The organism is Microbacterium sp. P5_E9, from assembly GCF_054049175.1.
This window is the reverse complement of record NZ_JBFUMV010000002.1, coordinates 382,638-400,188: the sequence shown is the minus strand read 5'-3', so window position 1 is coordinate 400,188 and position 17,551 is coordinate 382,638. Positions and strand designations below refer to the sequence as shown.

The 17,551-nt window shown below is 68.8% G+C and carries 21 protein-coding genes; 8 read left to right on the top strand and 13 right to left on the bottom strand.

What is annotated here, in order from left to right; all coding sequences use genetic code 11:
- Window positions 1-18: 18 nt before the first annotated feature.
- Complete coding sequence (locus ACXJ3V_RS05175; RefSeq protein WP_457099191.1) at window positions 19-594, bottom strand: PadR family transcriptional regulator; 576 nt, start codon at window positions 592-594, stop codon at window positions 19-21.
- 89 nt (window positions 595-683) lie between these two features.
- The gene (locus ACXJ3V_RS05170; protein WP_457099190.1) at window positions 684-1,313 is read right to left on the bottom strand and encodes a GyrI-like domain-containing protein; all 630 of its coding nucleotides are present in this window, start codon (window positions 1,311-1,313) and stop codon (window positions 684-686) included.
- A gap of 103 nt (window positions 1,314-1,416) precedes the next feature.
- On the opposite strand from ACXJ3V_RS05170, the gene ACXJ3V_RS05165 reads away from it, so the two are divergent.
- On the top strand, window positions 1,417-1,893 hold the full coding sequence (locus ACXJ3V_RS05165; RefSeq protein WP_457099189.1) for an SRPBCC domain-containing protein: 477 nt from the start codon (window positions 1,417-1,419) through the stop codon (window positions 1,891-1,893).
- Window positions 1,890-2,213 carry an ArsR/SmtB family transcription factor gene (locus ACXJ3V_RS05160; protein WP_457099188.1) on the top strand — a complete coding sequence of 108 codons (324 nt, stop codon included), beginning with the start codon at window positions 1,890-1,892 and terminating at the stop codon, window positions 2,211-2,213. The genes ACXJ3V_RS05165 and ACXJ3V_RS05160 overlap by 4 nt, the downstream gene beginning before the upstream one ends.
- On the opposite strand, the gene ACXJ3V_RS05155 is transcribed toward ACXJ3V_RS05160, so the two are convergent.
- Window positions 2,204-2,689, bottom strand: coding sequence for an SRPBCC domain-containing protein (locus ACXJ3V_RS05155; RefSeq protein ID WP_457099187.1), 486 nt, complete (start codon window positions 2,687-2,689; stop codon window positions 2,204-2,206). The two genes, ACXJ3V_RS05160 and ACXJ3V_RS05155, sit on opposite strands and share 10 nt — an antisense overlap.
- 99 nt (window positions 2,690-2,788) lie before the next feature.
- On the opposite strand from ACXJ3V_RS05155, the gene ACXJ3V_RS05150 reads away from it, so the two are divergent.
- Window positions 2,789-3,202: a CBS domain-containing protein gene (locus tag ACXJ3V_RS05150; protein WP_457099186.1), complete on the top strand. Its 414-nt coding sequence runs from the start codon at window positions 2,789-2,791 to the stop codon at window positions 3,200-3,202.
- A 70-nt stretch (window positions 3,203-3,272) separates the two neighbouring features.
- The gene (locus ACXJ3V_RS05145) at window positions 3,273-3,644 is read left to right on the top strand and encodes an HNH endonuclease (protein ID WP_457099185.1); all 372 of its coding nucleotides are present in this window, start codon (window positions 3,273-3,275) and stop codon (window positions 3,642-3,644) included.
- 67 nt (window positions 3,645-3,711) lie between these two features.
- On the opposite strand, the gene ACXJ3V_RS05140 is transcribed toward ACXJ3V_RS05145, so the two are convergent.
- Window positions 3,712-5,841, bottom strand: a complete 2,130-nt coding sequence (locus ACXJ3V_RS05140; protein WP_457099184.1) for a glucose PTS transporter subunit IIA — start codon at window positions 5,839-5,841, stop codon at window positions 3,712-3,714.
- Window positions 5,842-6,023: 182 nt separating this feature from the next.
- Between ACXJ3V_RS05140 and ACXJ3V_RS05135 the strand changes: the two genes are divergently transcribed.
- Window positions 6,024-7,073 (top strand): LLM class flavin-dependent oxidoreductase, encoded by a 1,050-nt coding sequence (locus tag ACXJ3V_RS05135; RefSeq protein WP_457099183.1) that lies wholly within the window; start codon window positions 6,024-6,026, stop codon window positions 7,071-7,073.
- Window positions 7,074-7,084: 11 nt separating this feature from the next.
- Here the strand turns inward: ACXJ3V_RS05135 and ACXJ3V_RS05130 are convergent, their stop codons facing one another.
- Both ACXJ3V_RS05130 and ACXJ3V_RS05125 read right to left on the bottom strand, forming a co-directional pair.
- Window positions 7,085-7,645 carry an NYN domain-containing protein gene (locus ACXJ3V_RS05130; protein WP_457099182.1) on the bottom strand — a complete coding sequence of 187 codons (561 nt, stop codon included), beginning with the start codon at window positions 7,643-7,645 and terminating at the stop codon, window positions 7,085-7,087.
- A gap of 139 nt (window positions 7,646-7,784) precedes the next feature.
- A complete protein-coding gene (locus tag ACXJ3V_RS05125; protein WP_457099181.1) occupies window positions 7,785-8,051 on the bottom strand; it encodes a GlsB/YeaQ/YmgE family stress response membrane protein in 267 nt (88 codons plus the stop codon).
- Window positions 8,052-8,242: 191 nt separating this feature from the next.
- On the opposite strand from ACXJ3V_RS05125, the gene ACXJ3V_RS05120 reads away from it, so the two are divergent.
- The gene (locus ACXJ3V_RS05120) at window positions 8,243-8,704 is read left to right on the top strand and encodes a MarR family winged helix-turn-helix transcriptional regulator (protein ID WP_457099180.1); all 462 of its coding nucleotides are present in this window, start codon (window positions 8,243-8,245) and stop codon (window positions 8,702-8,704) included.
- Window positions 8,701-9,348 (top strand): hypothetical protein, encoded by a 648-nt coding sequence (locus ACXJ3V_RS05115; RefSeq protein WP_457099179.1) that lies wholly within the window; start codon window positions 8,701-8,703, stop codon window positions 9,346-9,348. Before ACXJ3V_RS05120 ends, ACXJ3V_RS05115 begins: the two co-directional genes overlap by 4 nt.
- A gap of 56 nt (window positions 9,349-9,404) precedes the next feature.
- Here the strand turns inward: ACXJ3V_RS05115 and ACXJ3V_RS05110 are convergent, their stop codons facing one another.
- Window positions 9,405-10,235 (bottom strand): Ltp family lipoprotein, encoded by an 831-nt coding sequence (locus ACXJ3V_RS05110; protein WP_457099178.1) that lies wholly within the window; start codon window positions 10,233-10,235, stop codon window positions 9,405-9,407.
- A gap of 285 nt (window positions 10,236-10,520) precedes the next feature.
- Window positions 10,521-11,147 (bottom strand): FMN reductase, encoded by a 627-nt coding sequence (gene msuE / locus ACXJ3V_RS05105; protein ID WP_457099177.1) that lies wholly within the window; start codon window positions 11,145-11,147, stop codon window positions 10,521-10,523.
- Window positions 11,148-11,333: 186 nt separating this feature from the next.
- Between msuE and ACXJ3V_RS05100 the strand changes: the two genes are divergently transcribed.
- Window positions 11,334-11,687 (top strand): carboxymuconolactone decarboxylase family protein, encoded by a 354-nt coding sequence (locus ACXJ3V_RS05100; protein ID WP_457099176.1) that lies wholly within the window; start codon window positions 11,334-11,336, stop codon window positions 11,685-11,687.
- 21 nt (window positions 11,688-11,708) lie between these two features.
- On the opposite strand, the gene ACXJ3V_RS05095 is transcribed toward ACXJ3V_RS05100, so the two are convergent.
- The 5 genes from ACXJ3V_RS05095 to ACXJ3V_RS05075 are packed head-to-tail and all read right to left on the bottom strand — an operon-like array spanning window position 11,709 to window position 17,551.
- Window positions 11,709-13,052, bottom strand: coding sequence for an FAD-binding oxidoreductase (locus ACXJ3V_RS05095; RefSeq protein ID WP_457099175.1), 1,344 nt, complete (start codon window positions 13,050-13,052; stop codon window positions 11,709-11,711).
- Entirely contained in the window at window positions 13,049-14,047 is a 999-nt protein-coding gene (locus ACXJ3V_RS05090; RefSeq protein WP_457099174.1) for a ketopantoate reductase family protein, read from the bottom strand. The genes ACXJ3V_RS05095 and ACXJ3V_RS05090 overlap by 4 nt, the downstream gene beginning before the upstream one ends.
- A complete protein-coding gene (locus tag ACXJ3V_RS05085; RefSeq protein WP_457099173.1) occupies window positions 14,044-15,678 on the bottom strand; it encodes a dipeptide ABC transporter ATP-binding protein in 1,635 nt (544 codons plus the stop codon). Before ACXJ3V_RS05085 ends, ACXJ3V_RS05090 begins: the two co-directional genes overlap by 4 nt.
- Window positions 15,675-16,598: an ABC transporter permease gene (locus ACXJ3V_RS05080; protein ID WP_457099172.1), complete on the bottom strand. Its 924-nt coding sequence runs from the start codon at window positions 16,596-16,598 to the stop codon at window positions 15,675-15,677. Before ACXJ3V_RS05080 ends, ACXJ3V_RS05085 begins: the two co-directional genes overlap by 4 nt.
- Window positions 16,595-17,551 (bottom strand): ABC transporter permease, encoded by a 957-nt coding sequence (locus ACXJ3V_RS05075; protein ID WP_457099171.1) that lies wholly within the window; start codon window positions 17,549-17,551, stop codon window positions 16,595-16,597. Before ACXJ3V_RS05075 ends, ACXJ3V_RS05080 begins: the two co-directional genes overlap by 4 nt.

Here is a 17,551-nt window from a genome sequence, read left to right as displayed (position 1 = left end):
GGGCCGGAGCCGACAATCTCAGTCTTGAGCGAGGATCGAGTACAGCTTACGGCGAGCTTCGTCGAGCACCTCCACCGCCTGCTTCACCTGCTCCGGGGTCCCCGACCGGCCCACCTGCGCGGCCGCCTGAGCGAGATCGATGCCGGCCTTCGGCAGCGCGCTCGTTCGCGGTCCGCCGAGGCCAGTGGACTCCCATGGCGCCGACTTGCCCGTGGATCCCTCTGCTTCGGCGCGCCCCGCATCGGTGAGCGAGTAGGTCTTCTTGCCGCCGGACTCCTCGGCGCTGATCAGGCCCTCATCGGCGAGCATCTGGAGGGTCGGATACACCGAGCCGGCGCTCGGCTTCCACGAGCCGCCGCTGCGCTCCTCGATCTCGTGGATGATCTGGTAACCGTGCATAGGCTGCTCCCCCAAGAGGGCGAGGACGGCGGCACGCACGTCGCCTCGGCCCATGCGCGTGCTGACGCCGACGTTCTTCTCGAACATCGTCTTCAGCTGGTCCAGCCCCTCCCACAGGCTGCCGCCGCCCGGCCAGCCCGAACCCGGCCCGCGACCGTGCGATCCGAAGGGCTCTCCTGCATACGATCCGCTCATGATGTCCTCCTAGCTATCGTCGTCCAGCTCTGGACGATATATACCGATATATCGCTGACTGGCCGAAGATGCCAGTGCCTTGGCGGATTTCACACGCCGCTCCCAGGTTCGACCGGCTGCCGCAGAATGGTCCGCAGCTTCGCCGGATCGGTGCGGCGGATGTCGCTGAGGTAGATCTCGTGGTGCCTGCCCGTCATCCGCAGGCCCCGCGACGGGATGACGTCGCGATGCATCGCCTCCAGGACCGGACCCTCGTCATCGAACGAACCCAGGTGGAGCGTCTGCACGCACCGGCCTTCCGCCAGCGTCGCGATCCGCAGCTTGTCGAGTGCGGGCGCGGCAGCCGCCGAGCGGACGCGATCGATCTGGTCGTCGGTGATCCAGTCCGGCACGAGGTTCATGACCGTCCAGCTCCAGCGGGACTTGTCCCGGTCGCTCGTGAAAGCAGCCATGTCTTCCGACCACCAGAGCGCCTCAAGCGGCATGACCGCATAGTCGCGGCCCGACTCCTTCTTGCTCATGAACTTGAGCCGGTAGGCGACCGGGAAGATCGTGGAGACCGCGTCGGCGTATTCGGGTCCATTCGGATCGCCGTGGCCGTCGATCATCAGATACCGCAGCGGTGGCACATCGACGATGTCGAAGGAGCCACGGCGGGCGCGGTAGGCGGAGATCTCCTTCTTGAGGTCGGTCTTGGCGTTCCGGATGCCGTCACTCATGGCATCACCGTACCCACAGAGGCGACATGCAACTTTTTGGTTGCAGTTCTTCGCGGATCGTGCAACCATAGCGTTGCAGTATTCCTCGAAGACAAGGATCATCATGAGCATGACATTCAACCCGTCGGTGGTCGATGAGGGCGGCTTCGCCGTTCGACGCACGATCCGGATCGCCGCACCGATCGAGAAGGTGTGGTCGGCGGTCACCGACCCCGCGCACATCTCACTGTGGTTCGGCAAGGCCGTGCTGGACGGCGCCGGCGTCGGCGCCGCCGGCACGCTGACCTTCCCGGACTACGGGGCGGTGCCACTCCGGATCGAGGCCATCGATGCACCCCGGACGGTCACGTACCGCTGGAGCAACGATGACGCGCTCGGGCACCTGCCCGCCGCGCTCGACGTCGCACACTCGACCGTGTTCACCTTCACCCTCGAATTGGTGCCGGATGGCACCGAGCTCACCGTGGTCGAGACCGGATTCGAGAACACGTCCGATCCGACCGCCAACCTCGAGAGCCACCGCGAGGGCTGGGACTCCGAGCTCGACAAGCTCGTCGCCCTGCTCGAGGGCGGCTCGTGATCGAGACGCTGGTTCCGGTGTTCGCCGCGCTCGGAGACGAGACCCGGTGGAGCATCCTCGCGGCACTCGGCGAGGGCGACGCTTCGGCGTCTGCCCTCGCCGGGCGCCTGCCGGTGAGTCGCCAGGCGATCGCGAAGCACCTCGCGGTGTTGCACGAGGTAGGCCTCGTGGAACCGATTCGCGTGGGGCGCGAGCTGCAGTACCGCGTGATCGGGTCGCAGCTGAGCGCCACCGCGCAGCGCCTCGACACGATCGGCGCCGAGTGGGACCGCCGCCTCGCCGTGATCAAGGCGATCGCGGAGGGCTCGGCCTACTTGTAGAAGCCCTCGCGCAGGGAGATGCCGTGCTCGAGCCAGACCTTGAGCGCGGCGAGCATGCCCGTCCAGCCCTCGCAGTTGCCGAACGCTCCCTTCGCGCCCTCGGCGGTCGCAAGCCACGTCGACTCGGTGATCGTCACGAGTGTCCTGGCCCCGTTGTCGATCGGCGCGAACTCGAAGGTGACCGTCGTCTTCCCGTCCGCTGCAGTCGCTGCAGCTGGGGCGGTCCAGCGGAGGACGATCCTCCGAGGTGGGTCGGCCTCGCTCACGTCGATCGGGAAGGCGCCCGGGAAGTCGTGGAAGTCCCACGTGACGTCGGCTCCGGCATCCAATCTGCCCTTCGCTCCCCCGGTGGTGAAGTACCGGGAGAGCTGAGCAGGGTCGGCCACGGCTTCATAGACCTCCGCGACCGGACGCGCGATGCGGCCGGACACCGTGAAGGCGAGTTCTTCCAGCGGTTGCGATGAAGCGGTCGACACACCTCACCGTTACGCCCGCCCCCGGGGGTTGTCAAGGTGGTTCCGGGCACCGGCATCCGCTTCTAGCGTCGAAGCATCCACACGACGGAAGGAACGAAGATGGCCACGGCACGTGAAATCATGACGTCGGACCCGCAGTGCATCGGCGAGAACGACACGCTCGTCGACGCGGCGAAGCTTCTCGCGCGCATCGATGTCGGTGCTGTGCCGATCTGCGGCGAGGACAAGCGGCTCAAAGGCATGCTCACCGACCGCGACATCGTCGTCAGGGCACTCGCGACAGGCAAGGACCCGAGCACGACGACGGCGGGCAGCCTCGCCACGGGGTCCGTCGTCTGGGTCGATGCCGAAGCCGACGCCGAAGAGGCCATGCGGCTCATGAAGGACAACCAGGTCAGGCGGCTTCCGGTCATCGCCGACCATCTGCTCGTTGGCATCATCAGCCAAGCCGACATCGCGCGCTCGATGTCGCCCGAGGCGACCGGCGAGGTGGTCGAGGAGATCTCCGAGTAGAGCCGAGGACCGTCGGGCGGCGAGGGCGCGGCGGCGAGGCATCCCGTCCGTCCCCGCCTAACCTGGCCACATGGTGGCCAGCAACAGCCGACGGGCGCGCGCAGCGCGCAGACGCGTTCGGCGCGTTGCGGCGGCGGACAACGACCTGACCGCAGCCGAATGGGACAGCATTCGTGAAGCATGGGCGGCGTGCGCGTACTGCGGCGCGACCGGCGTGCCGCTCCAGCGAGACTGCGTCCAGCCGATCTCGCGTGGTGGGCGCTACACCCTCGACAATGTCGTCCCCGCCTGCGGGTCGTGCAACGCAAGCAAGTCCAACTCCGAAGTCACCTCGTGGATGCGCCGGCGACGCCTCGACGAGCCGGCATTCCTCCTGCGCTACCGCGAAGTGACGGTGCTTCTGCGGCCACCGGTGGCCGTCAGCAATCCGCCCCAGGCTTAGTCGGGCGTACACGTACTGCGGGGGAAGGCGATAGTCGCCCTCCCCCGCAGTGCGTGAAGTACAGGTGCTAGGAGGCAGCCGCCTTCGGGGTCACTTCGATGACGAGGTCACCCGGCTTGACGGTTCCCTCGAGCACCGGCGACACCTCACCGAAGTCGTCAGCGTTGAGCACGATGACCGGGGTGATCAGCGGGTAGCCCGCATCTTCGATCACCTTGCGGTCGAACACCACCAGCGGGGTGCCGAGCTCGACCCGGTCGCCGTTCTTGACCTTCACGTCGAAGCCCTTGCCCGCGAGGTTCACGGTGTCGATGCCCACATGGATCAGCACCTCGAGCCCGCCGTCCAGCACGAGACCGAACGCGTGTCCGGTCGGCTGGGCCGCCGCGACGGTGCCGGCTCCCGGCGAAAACACCGTGTTGCCGCTCGGGATGATCGCCACGCCGGGTCCCATGACTCCGCCAGCGAAGACGGGATCGGGCACCTCGGAGATCGGCACGATCTGGCCCGCGAGGGGGGACCCGACCTCGAGTACGACGCGGTCGAGCAGCGCCGTCCCCGCCACCGTCGCTGTCGCAACGGCGGCTGCGGCCGCGGCCGGCCTGGCGTCGGATGCGTCGATCGCTCGCGATTCGGCCGCCTCGACCGATGCCGCCGAGACATGTTCAGCGGCAGCCGTAGCCTCAGCGGCGTCGCGCACCGCCTCGAACTCCGCCTGCTGCTCCTTGGTGCGGAAGTTCGACCCGATCACGAGGAACATCGACGTGAAGAAGGCGCCGGCGATCGCGATCGCGTAGAGCCCGATGGGGTTGAACGCCGGAATCGTGAGCAGAGAGGTGAACACGAACGCGTTGGTCGTGACGCCGTCCGGCAGACCCAGGATCAGGCTGCCGGTGCCGATGATCAGACCGCCGACGAAGCATCCGACGAGCATGCGTGGATAGATGCGCTTGAAGCGCAGATGGATTCCATACAGCGACGGCTCCGAGATGCCGCCGAGCAGACCCGCGGCGAGAGCACCGGTCGCGGTCTGCCGCATCTGCTGGTCGCGGTGGCGGAGCGAGAGCACGAGCACGCCTGCCGTCGCGCCGAAGCACGCGAAGTTCCACGCGCCCATGGGGCCCTGGATGAAGTCATAGCCGAGTGTGTTGATGTTCAGCAGCATGACGGCGTTGATGGGCCAGTGCAGGCCGAGCGGCACCATGAACGGATACGCGAGCGGGATGACGATCGCGAAGATGAACGGTGACCATTGGTTGATCGCCGCGAGCCCCTGCGCGAGCGCGGCACCCGCGTAGACGCCGATCGGGCCGATGATGAAGGCCGTCAGCGGGATCATGATGAGCATCGCGAAGAACGGCACGAAGATGAGCTGCAGGTTCGCCGAGATGATCTTGCGCAGCAGCTTGTAAAGCGGTCCCAGTACGGCTGCCATGAGCAGCGGCGGGAACACCTGGGAGCTGTAGTCGAAGATCGTCAGCGGGAAGCCGAAGATCGGGACGATGAAGACCGTCGAGCCGAACACGACCTGCTCGGTCGCCTCGGCCTTGAGGGCGGTGAACCCCGGCAGCATGAGCACGGCCATGATCGCGAAACCCACCCACGGGTCGGCGCCGATCTTCTTCGATGCGTTGTACGCGACCATGAGCGGCAGGAAGACGAAGACAGATTGCCACATCAGGTTGATGAACGCCCACGACGGGTCGAGTGTCACGCCGGGCGCGTTCCAGTCGGGGATGACGTCGAGTGTCGCCATGAGCGCCATGAAGGTGATGAAGAAGGATGCACCGAGCAGAGCGCCGAGGATCGGCCGGAAGGAGTCCGACAGGAACTCGAAGAACGAGTCGATCCATGCGACCTTGCCCCGGACGCCCTTCGCGCGCTCCCGAGCCTTGATCGCGTCGAGATCGTCGTCGTCACCGCCGGACGGTGCTGCCACGGTCCGGCCGGTCATCTCGGGCAGCGCATTGATGTCGTTGTAGACGGTCTGCACGGCGCCACCGATGACGACCTGGTAGCGGTTGCCCGCCTGGGGCACCGCGCCCATCACGCCGGGGATCGCCTCGACGACCTTCTGGTCGACCGCGCTGCCGTCCACCAACTGGAACCTCAGCCTCGTCGCGCAGTGCGTGAGGCTCTCGATATTTCCCGCACCACCGACGCTCTTGACGATGTCGGCTGCAGTATTACTGGCCATTCACTCGCTCCTTCGAAGTCCCCCGTCACGGAGACGACCGTTCATGCAGAGATTTCACAGGAAGGGGCCGTCGCTCCGGATGCTATACCCGTAGTCGGGGACAACTGAAGGGGGCTCCCGGCGCGCCGGATGCTCCATGCATTCATTGGAATGCATCGGTCGCGTGTGCCGTTGCACACCACATGCAGCGCTTCGGAACCCTCTCCTTCGGCCACTACGGCCCCCTCGGCGGAGGCCGGCAGCTGACCGCCGGCGACTCCATGCGGCAGGCGATCGACCTCGCCCAGGGGATGGACGATCTGGGCGTCGACGGCACGTACTTCCGCGTGCACCACTTCGCCCGGCAGCAGTCGTCCCCCATGCCACTGCTGGCCGCGATCGCGGCGCGGACGAAGCGGATCGAGGTCGGCACCGGGGTCATCGACATGCGCTACGAGAACCCTCTCTACCTCGCCGAGGAAGCGGCTTCCGTGGATCTCATCAGCGACGGGAGACTTGCGCTCGGCGTCAGCCGCGGCTCACCCGAGACGGTGGTGCGCGGCTATGAGACGTTCGGCTACACGGGGTCGGACGACCCCCGCGGCGCGGACATCGCGCGCGACCACTTCTCGACCTTCCTGCGCGCGATCGAAGGCGAAGGGCTCGCGGAGCGGGATGCCTCGAGCCCGTTCGGCGGCGGCCCGTCGACAGGCTCAGTGACCGACTTGCAGCCCATCGAACCGCACTCCCCCGGTCTGCGCTCGCGGATCTGGTGGGGCGCCGGCAACAGCGACTCCGCGGAGTGGGCGGGACGGATCGGCGTGAATCTCATGTCGTCCACCCTGCTGACCGAGTACCGCGGGCTCCCGTTCGACGAGCTGCAGGCACAGCAGATCGAGGTGTTCCGCACGGCCTGGCGCGAAGCCGGGCACGCCGGCGAGCCGCGCGCGTCGGTGAGCCGCAGCATCTTCCCGATCACCACCGCCGAGGAGGAGATGTACTTCGGCGGGCGCCAGGACGGCGACCAGGTCGGCGTGATCGACGGCATCCAGTCGACCTTCGGCAAGACGTATGCCGCTGCGCCCGATGTACTCGTCGAGCAGCTGCTGGCGGATGCCGCGATCCGCAGCGCGGATACGCTCATGCTCACGATCCCGAGCCAGCTCGGGGTCGAGTTCAACCTGCGCCTCGTCGAGTCGTTCGCGAAGTACGTCGCCCCGGCGCTCGGCTGGACCGGCACGCGCGCCGCCTGAGCGAGCGCCGCTCAGCCCAGGAAGGTGTTCGGGTCGAATTCGTCGATCGGGATGACCCGGATGCGCGGCAGAGGCGCGTCGAAGACGCGGGCGTCGTACTCGAGGTCGAACTTCTCGATGCCCTCGAGCGCGTTGAAGCCCGCGTTGCGGAACTCCGTGAATGCGACGACTCCCACCCGGCGGTCCTCGCCGATGAGCGCACCGACATCCTGCAGGAAGTCCCCGTCGTGGCTCACGAGCATGACATCGGCGGAGCGCGGCTCGAGCGCCTGCAGCGTCCGCTGGATCGCGATGTCGACGACCTTCTCGTCAGGCGCACCGGCCAGGGGTACGACGACGAAGTCCATCGCCTTGAGCGCCTGGACGAACGCCATCGGGATGCCGGACGAGGCGTTGAGGAAGAACACGCCCTGCGCGTGCTGAGACCACACGCGGGCGCAGAAGGAGATGAGTCGATCCCACCGCGGCCGCTCATCCGGCTGCGGTCGACGCCCCAGAATCGCGGTGCCGAAGGTGGCATCGATGTTCTCGCCATCCACCAGCACCCAGGTGATGCGACCGTCGTTCGCCATGTCCCGCCTCCGTCGCGCACCGCAGTGGTCCGCTGGTCCTGATCCTATGGGGCGGAGGCGACGACCAGACTCGCAGTGGCCCACGCGCGAGAGCGCCCCCCGCACGCGGCGGGGAGCGCTCTCGCAACCAGCTGGAGGGTTACGCGGCCTTCTTGCGACCGGCGATGAGCCAGTAGATCAGCAGCACGATGAACGAGCCGACGATCGCGAGCACCCAGGTCCAGATCGAGAAGAAGTCGCCGAGGGGGGCGTTGAACAGGACGCTGCCGAGCCAGCCGCCCAGGAGTGCGCCGACGACGCCGAGGAGGAGGGTGATGAGCCATCCGCCGCCTTGCCGACCGGGCATGAGGAGCTTGGCGATCGCTCCCGCGATCAGACCAAGGATCAGAAATGCAATGAATCCCATGAGGGTGCTCCTTCGTTGTGAAGCGCTCCGGGCATCGTTGTCCGGAGGTCATGAGCGTATTCCCCATGGTATTGCGCGCCGGGACGGCCTCGGCGTGTCCGGAATCGTCGTGATGAGAATGCAATGTGCGCGGGGAAGCGGGCCGCGGTATCCGTTTATGAAGTCACGTAATCATGAACTAAGGTAACGATATGCACTCGCCCATTCTGCTGGATCGTCTGCTCGAGGTCGGCGAGCTGTTCCAGCGCGATATGACACGCGCCTTCGACGGCACCGCACTGTCGTCGGCGCGGATGCGGGTGCTCTGGGTCATCCACCACACCGGGCCGCTCACTCAGCAGTCGCTGGCGACGAATCTCGCAGTGACCCCCCGGAACGTCAGCGGGCTCGTCGACGCACTCGAAGCCACTGGGTTCGTCGTGCGAGGCCCACATCCCACCGATCGCCGGGCGACGCTGGTCACCCTCACCGCGACCGGCATGCAGCTCATGGGCCGGACCGTGCGCGAGCACGCCGACCTGAGCGCGACGCTGCTCGATGCCGTGCACGCGGATGATCGCGCGTCGCTCGAGCGCGGACTCGACGCCGTGCTGGCGCGCCTGCGAGGGCTGGTCGCCGAAGCAGAAGCCGACGACGAAGCGGCGGAGTCGTGACCACGACCGAGGCGCCCCGCAGGATCGTCGCGATCGGGTCGCTGCTGTGGCGAGCGGTCCTGATGGAGCTGCGGGTCTACGCGAACATCGGCCGTGCGATCGTCCGTCGTCCAGCGCTCCCGGTCGGCGCCTCGGGGTTCGGCTACCACCGTCCCGTGCTGACGATCCTGCTCGTCTTCATCGGACTGTCGGCGATCGAGATCCCGATCATCGACCTCATCGCGCAGCGCTGGCCGGCCGCACGGGTCGGGCTCCTCATCCTCGGCATCTGGGGCGTCACCTGGATGGTCGGTCTGCTCTGCGCGTACCTGATGCGTCCGCACACCGTGGGGCCCGATGGCATCCGCGCTCGGCAGGGCTTGGAGATCGACATCCCGCTCGCGTGGGACGACGTCGCCTCGGTCGCCCGAAAGCTGGTCATCGACGCGCCGAAGGCGCCCCGCATCGCCGACACCGAGGGCGTACGGATTCTGTCACTCCGGATGCAGAACGAGACCAATGTCGAGATCCTCCTGGAGCGACCGACGGAGGTGCGGCTCCCGGGACACGCCCCGAAGGGCGGGGCTCAGGTGGTCGAGGCTGTGCGGCTGTGGACCGACGACCTCGACGGCTTCATGGCCGCCGTGCGCGAGCACATGCCCTAGTCGCGGAGTGCCCGCCAGTCGGGAGACTGACGGGCAGGTGATCTTGCCTCGGAGCTCTAGTAGCCGACCGCCGTCAGCGCGAACGCGATCTGCTCGGCGCTGTATTCCTCGTAATCCAACTGATCAGCGAGTTCGTCACGCGAGAATGAAGAGTGGTCCAGGTAGGACTGAGCCGACTCAGCCGCCTCCTGGTTCCAGTCGGCGCCCGCCGCGTCCGTCGCCCAAGTGGCCTCGTCCGTGGTGTATCCCTCATACTCCAACTGGCCGATCAGGCCAGCGCGCGAGAAGCTGCTGTGCTTGAGATAGGACTGCGCCGACTCCAGCGCGTTCTCCTGCGCGAGGGTGAGTACAGGCTTCTTCTCGACGGTCAGCGTGATCGTGGATCCCTCCTCGACCTCGCCCGACTCGGCGACCGCGAGGACCTTCGCGCCCTCGAGTCCATCGCCGTCGTCTGTCACCTCGAGGCCGAGCGCCTCCAGCGCCGCGACGGCATCCGTCAGCGGCATCCCGACGAGGTCAGCCGGCACGGTGACCATCACCGGCGCCGCGACCTCCTCCACCTGGGATGTGCTGACTGAGCTACTGGCCGCCGGATCCGAGGATCCGTTGGCGACTGACGAGATACCGGCGACGGCGAGCGTGGCCGCCAGCACGGAACCGGCGATGATCAAGCCCTTCTTTTTCTTCTTCTTCGGCTTCTTTCCGTCGGACGGCTCGGCAAGCGGAGCCGGCGGAGCGGGCGGAGCCGGCGGAGCGGCGGGGGCTGCCGGACGCGTCTGGTCGGTCCACTGCGTGCCGTCGAACCAACGCTCGAATCCGGGCCGATTGGTGTCGGGGTACCAGGCTGCTGGCGGAGAAGTGGTTTCCTGCGGGGTCTGAGTGCTCATCGGAGCCTCCATGTATCTCGTGGCTTCGGTGGGTGAATTGGCCCAACGACCCGATGCCGCGCGATGCAGAAGGAAAGATGCAGGAATGGGTGAGTCACCTATCCCCGCGGCGGATTCCGAGGCGGACTCTGCTGCCCTGGGCTCGACTTACGCCGCGCCGTCCTTAGATCCGATTCGCGCTTGATCTGGTGTTTTCAGTTTAGCGTATGTGGTCAGACCACACCCTGCGAGGGAACCGTGAAGGTCCTGGAGTTGCCTGGGCGCAAGACGACGCGCCCGCGTTGCTCACCAGGTGGAGACGTACTCCGAGACGCGCTGCTGCGCGGCCTGCTCGATAAGCGGCAGACCGCGGCTGACGGCCTGCTCGATGCGCTGTTCGACGCTGCCCTCACGCAGGCGGTAGCCGTCGAAGTCGCTCGTGCTTGCATAGACGCCGAGCGGCAGGGTGAGCGACTGGAAGAACCCGAACAGCGGGCGCAGCTGGTGCTCGATGATGAGCGCGTGGCGCTCTCCCCCGCCGGTGGCGCCGAGGAGGACGGGCTGGCCGACGAGAGCGTACTGATCCACGAAGTCGAAGAGGTGCTTGAACAGGCCGGTGAAGCTTGCCCGGTAGACGGGACTCGCGACGATGAGCAGGTCGGCGCTCTCGATGTCGAGGAGTGCCTGCTCGACATTCTCCGGAAGATCGGAGCGCTTCAGCGAGCCGGCGAGTGAAGGGCCGAGCTTGGCGATCTCGATCAGCTGCGCGTCCACGGGCACCTTGCGCCCGACGGCCGCGATGAGCGCCTCGACGAGCGCGCTCGTCTTGCTCGGCTCGTGCAGCGAGCCCGACACGCCGACGACCTTGAGCGGTCGGCGGACGGAGCCCGCGAGGGTGCTGGAGGACTCGATGCGGTCTGTGATCGTCGTCATGCGTCGACCGTACGGCGATCCGGCTCGGGGCGCGCACGCGGTCCGACTCAGGGCGTCACACGAACGTCATGCCGCGTAACGGTCCGCCCTCACCACCGAAAACCCCGGATAGCGTCGTAATCCCGCACGGAACTTCAACGCCCGCGCGAGAACCGACATCCGCACGCGCGAGAGGCACCCACCGCCATGACCGACTTCTTCGACCGCGAGGGCGACCGCGCCTACACCCGCGTCTACAAGGCCGAGACCCCCGACATACTCAAGGCCTGGGCCGAGTTCGACGGCGCCGTGTTCGCCGCCGAGGGTCGCGAGATCCCGCTGAAGTACCGCGAGCTCATCGCGCTGGCTGTGGGCATCACGACGCAGTGCACGTACTGCATCGACGGACACTCGCAGAAGGCGGTCCGCGCCGGAGCCACCGAGGCCGAACTCGCCGAGACCGCGTGGGTCGCCGCCGCGATCAAGGCAGGCGGCGCCGTCGCGCACGGCCGCCTCGGCTTCAAGTTCGCGCAGGACGCAGTTCCCGTCCACCAGCACTGAGTCTCAACCCCGGCAGCACTCTCAGAGGCTGCTGCCGGGGTTCAGGATCCCCTGCGGGTCGAACAGCGCGCGCAGCCTCAGCTGCAGCCCGTGCACGTCGGCACCGAGTTCGCGGCGTGCCCACTCGCGCTTGAGGCGCCCCACGCCGTGCTCCGCCGTGATGGTGCCCCCCAGCTCGAGTGCCAGCGCGAAGATCCGGTCGGCCGCGGACTGCGCGGCGGGCGGGATGACGGCATCCGTCGCTCCCTCGGTCACGATGATCGGGTGCAGGTTGCCGTCTCCGGCATGCCCGAACACGAAGATGCGCACGCCCTCTTCGGCGGCGATCGCGCCGATCCGCTCGACCGCTTCGACGAGTCGCGAGCGCGGCACGGCGATGTCCTCGATGAGGGCTCTGCCCAGTGCCTCGAGGGCCGGCAGGGCACGCCGCCGTGCGAAGAGGAGGCGATCGGATGCCGCGGCATCCGTCGCCGTCTCCACCTGCGTGACGAGCCCCGAGATCGCGTCGACGATCACCGCGAGCTCCTCCTCGGCGCCGAACCCGTCGGTCTGGATCAGGAGGAAGGCCTCGCCCCGGCTGCGCAGGTCGGTGCCCTCGAGCAGGTCGATCGCGCCGAGGGTCGGCCCGTCGACGAGTTCGAGCACCGCGGGTCGGGCGCCCGACCGGGTGATCGCGGTCACCGCATGAGCGGCGGTGCTGACATCGGCGAAGAATGCCGCCGCCGTGGCGGTGCGGACGGGCCGCGGGATCAGCCGCACCGTGGCGCCCACGATGATCCCGAGGGTGCCCTCGGAACCGGTGAACAGCCCGACCAGGTCGTAGCCGGTGACGCCCTTGATGGTGTCGCGGCCGACCCGGATGAGTGTGCCGTCGGCGAGGACGACATCGAGCGCGAGCACGTGATCGCGCGTCACGCCGTACTTCGCGCCGCGCAGCCCTCCGGCGTTGGTGGCGATGTTGCCGCCGATCGTCGAGATGCCGACGCTCCCTGGGTCGGGTGCGTACATGAGGCCGTGAGCGGATGCCGCCGCATCCAGTGCCGCGGTGATCACACCTGGCTGCACCCGGGCGAGCTGTTCGTCGGGATCGAGGTCGAGGATCCGGTCGAGCCCGGAGAGGTCGAGGATGACCGCGCCTTCGAGCCCGACCGCCGCACCGGCGAGACCGGACCCCGCGCCACGGGCGACGACGGCCGTGCCGCTCGTGTGGGCCCAGGCGATGAGCTGCTGCACCTCGGCGATGTCGGCGGGCCGGAAGACGGCCCCCGGAGCGACCGCGCCCGGCCACCCGGAACGGTCTGTCGTGACCGCACGGAGGGCCGCGGCATCCGTCTGCAGTTCGATCAGGACCGTCGGCGCGCTCACGCGCGCGCCCGCTCGACCCGGAGCGACCCCGACGCGAACTCGGGCGGCAGCGGCAGGGCCCCGGGTGCGCCGTGGCGGGCCGCGAGCAGTCCGAGTTCGCGCGCCACCGCGGCATTCAGCGGTGCGGCGCTGGCGTGCAGCCGGGCGAGGAACGCGATCTCGCCGCTCAGGTAGTCCACCTCGCTCGACGTGCCGCGGGCGAAGCTCTGCCAGGTCGACAGATGCCCCGACTCGTGGCCCGGCACGTCGGCGACCTCCAGCCGGGGCGCGTCCCAGGGAGGAGCTGCGACCTCGAGGCCGGCGGCAGCGAAGATGCGGCGCGCTTCGTCGGCGAGCGCCTGCTCCGCGTATTCGCGCTCCTCGTGGGTCGCGGCGAACACGTCGACCACATTGCGGAGGTTCGCGATCAGCTTGCGCCGCTTCGCCGCGGCGATGTCGGGCTCGATGAGCGCCGCGAAGCCCGCCTGGGCGAAGGCGACCCGGTGTCGCTCCTCTTCGCTCGGGATCGGCTTCGGATAGCCGCCGATCCAGGCGACCCCGACGACGGGCCGGCCGGGCGAGACGATCACCCCCGGCTCGAGGTGACTCGCCGGGATGCCCACTGACACCCCGATCACCCGATCGAAGCGGCGCAGCGCGAAGTCCTCGGTGGCGATACCGTTCTGGAGGGTCAGGATCGGGAGATCCGCCACGACGCCCCGCCCATCGGCGAGCGGCACCCAGGCGGCCTGCGCGATCGCCGACTCGGAGTCCTGCGACTTGACCGCGAGCACGATGGTGTCGGAGATCGTCGGCTTGGCGTCGGCGACCGACTCCACGACGTCGACCTCGACGACCTCATCGCCCTCGGGCCGGCGCACGCGCACGCCATGGCGCGCGATGACCTCGAGCGACCGTCCGCGCGCGACCAGGGTCACCGGGACGTGGGCGATCGTCCACTGGGCCGCGAGGAGCGCCCCCAGTGCCCCCGCGCCGATGACGATGTAACGGCTCATGAGACGACCTCTCGCAGTGCGCGCCCAGGAACGGCGTCCAGGAGCGCGCGGGTGTATTCGTGGGTGGGTGCCCCGAGGACCTCGACGGCCGTGCCCGATTCGACGACGCGGCCGCGCTGGACGACGGCCACGTCGTGGGCCACCTGGGCGACCACGCCCAGGTCGTGCGAGACCAGGACGTAGCCGACGCCAAGGTCGGCCTGCAGCTGCGCGAGGAGGCGCAGCACCTGATCCTGCACCGAGACGTCGAGGGCGGACACGGGCTCATCCAGGTAGAGGAGCTCGGGCTCGATCGCGAGCGCCCGGGCGATCGCGACCCGCTGGCGCTGGCCGCCGGAGAGCTCCGAAGGTCGCCGCTGCGCGGCATCCGTCGGCAGTCCCACGAGATCGATGAGCTCGGCCACCCGCGCGCGGCGCGTGGCACGCGAGCCGATGCCGAAGGACACGAGCGGCTCGGCGATGGTGCGGCCGACCGAGAAGCGCGGATCGAGCGCCGCGAACGGGTTCTGCTGCACCAGCTGGAATCGACGGCGCAGCGGTCGCGCCTCGCGCCAGCCGAGTGCGGAGATGTCGACGTCGTCGAACACCACCCGACCTGACGTGGGCTTCTCCAGGCCCAGCGCAATGCGCAGGAGGGTTGTCTTGCCCGACCCCGATTCGCCGACGATCGCAAGGGTGCGGCCGGCGCGCGCCTCGAGCGTCACCTCGTCGACGGCGCGGAGGCAGCGGGATGCCCCGCCCGCGGGCAGCGCGAAGTCCTTGGTGACGGCCTCCCAGCGCACGATCACCCTGGCGTCGCCGCCCGAGTCGCGGGGTGGGACTGTCGCGTTCAGCCCGGGAGCCGCGGCCACAAGGCGCCGCGTGTAGTCGTCGGTCGGGGCGGAGAGCACGTCGATCGAGTCACCGTGCTCGACGACCACACCGTCGCGCAGCACCACGACCCGGTCGGCTCGATCGGCCGCGACGCCGAGGTCGTGGGTGATGACGACCAAGGCGATCCCCCGGTCGCGCACGAGCGCGTCGAGGTGATCGAGGATCCGCCGCTGCACGGTGACATCGAGCGCACTGGTCGGCTCGTCGGCGACGATGACATCAGGGTCGCCGGCGAGGGCGATCGCGATCAGCACCCGCTGCCGGAGGCCGCCGGAGAGCTCGTGCGGGTACTGCCGTGCCCGGGCCACCGGGTCGTCGATGCCGGCCTGCTCGAGCGCCTCGACCACCGCGACGTCGACGGCCGGCCCGCGGACGCCGCGCAGCGTGACCGCCTCGCCCACCTGGTGGCCGATCCGCTGCGTCGGATTGAGCGAGACGCTCGGGTCCTGCGGCACGAGTCCCACGACGCGACCGCGAATGCCGCGGGCCACCCGCTCGCTCGCGCCCGCGAGTTCGACCCCGGCGATCCGCGCTGAGCCGGCCACAATGTGACCGCTGTGCGGCAGCAGGCCGAGCAGCGCGTGCGCCGCCGTGCTCTTGCCGGAGCCGGACTCCCCCACGATCGCGACCCGCTCGCCGCGGTGCACCGTGAGGTCGATGCCGCGGAGCGCATGCGCGACGTGTCCGTCCCTGCGGTAGTCGACCTCGAGTCCGCGGATCTCGATGAGCGGCTCGGCGCTTGATCGCTTGGCGGTCATCGCTGCACCTCCTCGAGGCTCTTCGCCAGGTGGTTGAGGCTCAGGACGACCAGCGCGACGAACAGTCCGGGCAGGAGCGAGACCCAGGGCGCCGTGATCAGGTAGTTGCGTCCGTTCGAGATCAGCGTCCCCCACTCGGCGGCCGGCGGCGCTGCGCCGAATCCGAGGAAGCTGAGTGCGGCCACCGCGAGGATCGCGGCGCCGAAGTCGAGCACGGCGAGCACCGCCACTGGACCCCACGAGTTGGGCAGGATGTGCGTGAAGAGGATGCGAGTCCACGATCCGCCGCCCGCGCGGGCCGCCTCGATGTACGGCAGCGTCTTGACCCGCAGCACCTCGGCGCGCGTGGTGCGGGCGAACCCGGGGATGATGCCGACCCCGACGGCGATCGCGACCGGCAGCGTGCCGAACCCGAGGGCCGTGACGATCGCGAGCGCGAGCAGCAGGCCGGGGATGGCGAGGAAGACGTCGACGACGCGCATGGTCACCGAATCCACCGCACCACCGGCGAAGCCGGACAGGATGCCGAGCGTGAGACCGGCGGTCAGGGCGATGGCGATGGCCAGCGCGGTCGCGGCGATCGTCAGCGTCGAACCGTGGACGACCCGCGAGTAGAGGTCGCGGCCGATCTCGTCGGTCCCGAACCAGTGCGACAGGCTCGGCGGCAGGAGGCGATCGGCCGGTGCGGTGGCGGTCGGGTCATAGGTGGCGAACAGCTGCGGTGCGATGGCGGTGAGCAGGGCGAACACCACTATGCCGACCGCGAGGATCACCCCAGGGCGCCGCAGGATCGCGAGGACCGGGTTGCGCCGGCGGCCCCGCGTGGTCTCGGCCGCCCGAGCCGCCGAGGGTGCGGCGGCCACGGCATCCGTCCGCCCGATCGGGAGGGCGATCGGGGGTGTCTCGAGCAGATCGGTCATGCGCGGCTCACCTTCGGGGTTCGGGCGATGCGGGGATCGAGCAGGGGGTAGAGCAGATCGACGACCAGGTTGACCACGACGAAGGCGGCGGCGGCGAGGACGACGACCGCCTGGACGACCGGGATGTCCTGCGCCATCACGGACTCCTGGGCGAGGCGGCCGAGGCCGTTGCGGGAGAACACGGTCTCGACGACGATCGATCCGGTCACGGTCGCGCCGACCAGCAGACCCAGGATCGTGAGGGTCGGCAGCGCCGCGTTGCGGAACGCGTGCCGCACCTGCACCGCGAAGCGGCTGAGGCCCTTCGCCCGTGCGGTGGCGATGTAGGGCTCGTCGAGCGTGTCGTCGAAGCTGCGGATCAGCACCTGCGAGAGCACCGCGGCGGTCGGGATCGCCATCGTGATGGCCGGCAGCACATAGCTCTGCGGACCCTCGCTGCCCATGGCAGGCAGCCAGCCGAGCGTGAACGCGAACACCTGGATGAGCAGCAGCCCGATCCAGAAGTTCGGCACGCTCACGCCCACCGCCGGGAGCCGGCGGATGACGGTGGAGATCGGTCCGCGCGGCAGCCACGTCGCCACGAACGCGATCGTGATGCCGAACCCGAGGGCCAGGACGACCGCCACGATGCTCAGGGCGAGCGTCGTGGGCAGGCGCTGCGCGATGAGCTCGGTGACCGGGATCTGCTTGGCGAAGGAGATCCCGAAGTCACCGCGCAGCGCCGCCCCGAGCATGCCGAGGTACTGCTCCCAGACGGGCCGGTTGAGACCCAGTCGCGCTGCCGCCGCCTCGCGCTGGGCGGGCGTGAGCGAATCGACCTCGATGTTGTTGGCCGACAGCTGGATCGCGACCGGATCGCTGGGCAGCAGATACAGGATGACGAACGTCACCGTGTAGGCGGCCCACAGGACCACCGCCGCCTGCCCGACCCGTCTGAGAACGTACCCCGTCAT

Coding starts and splice junctions, on each gene's coding strand:
- ACXJ3V_RS05175 (WP_457099191.1), bottom strand. CDS start 594: ATGAGCGGATCGTATGCAGGAGAGCCCTTCGGATCGCACGGTCGCGGG.
- ACXJ3V_RS05170 (WP_457099190.1), bottom strand. CDS start 1,313: ATGAGTGACGGCATCCGGAACGCCAAGACCGACCTCAAGAAGGAGATC.
- ACXJ3V_RS05165 (WP_457099189.1), top strand. CDS start 1,417: ATGAGCATGACATTCAACCCGTCGGTGGTCGATGAGGGCGGCTTCGCC.
- ACXJ3V_RS05150 (WP_457099186.1), top strand. CDS start 2,789: ATGGCCACGGCACGTGAAATCATGACGTCGGACCCGCAGTGCATCGGC.
- ACXJ3V_RS05145 (WP_457099185.1), top strand. CDS start 3,273: ATGGTGGCCAGCAACAGCCGACGGGCGCGCGCAGCGCGCAGACGCGTT.
- ACXJ3V_RS05140 (WP_457099184.1), bottom strand. CDS start 5,841: ATGGCCAGTAATACTGCAGCCGACATCGTCAAGAGCGTCGGTGGTGCG.
- ACXJ3V_RS05135 (WP_457099183.1), top strand. CDS start 6,024: ATGCAGCGCTTCGGAACCCTCTCCTTCGGCCACTACGGCCCCCTCGGC.
- ACXJ3V_RS05130 (WP_457099182.1), bottom strand. CDS start 7,645: ATGGCGAACGACGGTCGCATCACCTGGGTGCTGGTGGATGGCGAGAAC.
- ACXJ3V_RS05125 (WP_457099181.1), bottom strand. CDS start 8,051: ATGGGATTCATTGCATTTCTGATCCTTGGTCTGATCGCGGGAGCGATC.
- ACXJ3V_RS05120 (WP_457099180.1), top strand. CDS start 8,243: ATGCACTCGCCCATTCTGCTGGATCGTCTGCTCGAGGTCGGCGAGCTG.
- ACXJ3V_RS05110 (WP_457099178.1), bottom strand. CDS start 10,235: ATGAGCACTCAGACCCCGCAGGAAACCACTTCTCCGCCAGCAGCCTGG.
- msuE (WP_457099177.1), bottom strand. CDS start 11,147: ATGACGACGATCACAGACCGCATCGAGTCCTCCAGCACCCTCGCGGGC.
- ACXJ3V_RS05100 (WP_457099176.1), top strand. CDS start 11,334: ATGACCGACTTCTTCGACCGCGAGGGCGACCGCGCCTACACCCGCGTC.
- ACXJ3V_RS05090 (WP_457099174.1), bottom strand. CDS start 14,047: ATGAGCCGTTACATCGTCATCGGCGCGGGGGCACTGGGGGCGCTCCTC.
- ACXJ3V_RS05085 (WP_457099173.1), bottom strand. CDS start 15,678: ATGACCGCCAAGCGATCAAGCGCCGAGCCGCTCATCGAGATCCGCGGA.
- ACXJ3V_RS05080 (WP_457099172.1), bottom strand. CDS start 16,598: ATGACCGATCTGCTCGAGACACCCCCGATCGCCCTCCCGATCGGGCGG.
- ACXJ3V_RS05075 (WP_457099171.1), bottom strand. CDS start 17,551: ATGACGGGGTACGTTCTCAGACGGGTCGGGCAGGCGGCGGTGGTCCTG.